Origin of the sequence: Rhodovulum steppense, assembly GCF_004339675.1 — a bacterium.
Lineage (GTDB): Bacteria > Pseudomonadota > Alphaproteobacteria > Rhodobacterales > Rhodobacteraceae > Rhodovulum > Rhodovulum steppense.
The window spans coordinates 1-1,366 of record NZ_SLVM01000063.1 but is presented as its reverse complement, the minus strand read 5'-3'; the positions used below and the strand labels follow the sequence as shown (position 1 = coordinate 1,366).

Sequence of the window (1,366 nt, the reverse complement as noted above, 5' to 3'; positions counted from 1 at the left end):
CGCCATTGATGAAGTGGATGGCGCCCGCTCCCGGCATCGCAATGTGCCACATTGGGTGCTGTGAAACGTCACCAATGAGGGGAGCCATCCATGAGCGAGGTTAGCACGATCGGGGTCGATCTGGCGAAGAACGTTTTCCAGCTGCACGGTGTGGACGCAGAGGGGCGACCGGTCCTGCGCCGTCAACTCCGGCGCAGCCAGATGCTGGAGGTCTTTCAGAACCTGCCGGTCTGTCTGGTCGGCATGGAATCCTGTGCCAGCGCGCATTACTGGGCGCGGGAATTGACGAAGCTCGGCCATGAGGTGCGGCTGATGCAGCCCAGCTACGTGAAGGGCTATGTGAAGCGGGGAAAGACCGACAAGGCGGATGCGGAGGCGATCTGCGAGGCGGTCACTCGGCCGTCCATGCGCTTCGTTCCGGTCAAGAGCGCTGATCGGCAAGCCCTGCTGATGACGCACAAGGCCCGGGAGTTTCTCGTCCGCCAGCAGACCCAGACCGTGAACGCGATCCGGGCGCATCTGGGCGAGTTCGGCATCATCGTGGCGAAGGGCATCCAGAACGCCGACCGGCTGATCGCAGCCTGTGACCGGGCCGACCTGCCCGCGCCGACCCGCAGGGCGCTGAACCTGCTGGCCGATCAACTGATCGATACGCAGAGGAAGATCGCGCAACTGACCGCCGATATCCACGCAGATGCCAAGGCGAACGACGCCGCACAGCGCCTGCAAACGATCCCCGGAATTGGCCCGATCACGGCCAGCGCGCTGGTCGCGGCGCTGCCGGATGTGTCAGACTTCAGATCGGGTCGGGATCTGTCGGCCTGGATCGGGCTCACACCGAAACCGCATTCCACCGGCGGCAAGGAAAGGCTGGGGCGCATCTCCAAGATGGGCAACCGGTACCTGCGGCGCCTGCTGTACCTCGGCGCCATCGCCCAGGTCAGCGCGCGCCGACGCGGCGAACCGGGCGAGGACTGGCTGTGGAAGATCGCGGAGCGCAAAAAGCCCAAACAGGCCGCCATCGCGCTGGCCAATCGCATGGCCCGAACGGCCTATGCGCTTCTGAAAAACGGAACCCAATATCAGGCGGCCCGTCCCGCCTGACCGCAACCGGGCCATCTGCTCCAAACGAAAGGCAAGTGCATCGTGAGATGATGGCAATTGGCGGAGATATCGCGAAGGACACCCTGTTCGGACCGGAGCGCCCGAGAGCGCGCGCCATTGATTGGGACCAGAGCGACCGCGGACATTCATCAGGGCGCGCAGCCCATGTGCTGCATCTTCGACGCCGTATACATGGCCGCAGTCGACCAGACGCCAGCATCACCGAAACGCCCTTGCCCCGCGGGCGCCATCCATACATGGT

1 protein-coding gene is annotated in these 1,366 nt (G+C 64.4%); it reads left to right on the top strand.

Translation table 11 applies throughout. The features are described from left to right. Positions 1-90 precede the first annotated feature (90 nt). Positions 91-1,104: an IS110 family RNA-guided transposase gene (locus tag EV216_RS18045; RefSeq protein ID WP_132697265.1), complete on the top strand. Its 1,014-nt coding sequence runs from the start codon at positions 91-93 to the stop codon at positions 1,102-1,104. Positions 1,105-1,366 lie beyond the last annotated feature (262 nt).

Bases quoted from the DNA above. Each gene is read 5' to 3' on its own strand.
- EV216_RS18045 (WP_132697265.1), top strand. From the start codon at position 91: ATGAGCGAGGTTAGCACGATCGGGGTCGATCTGGCGAAGAACGTTTTC.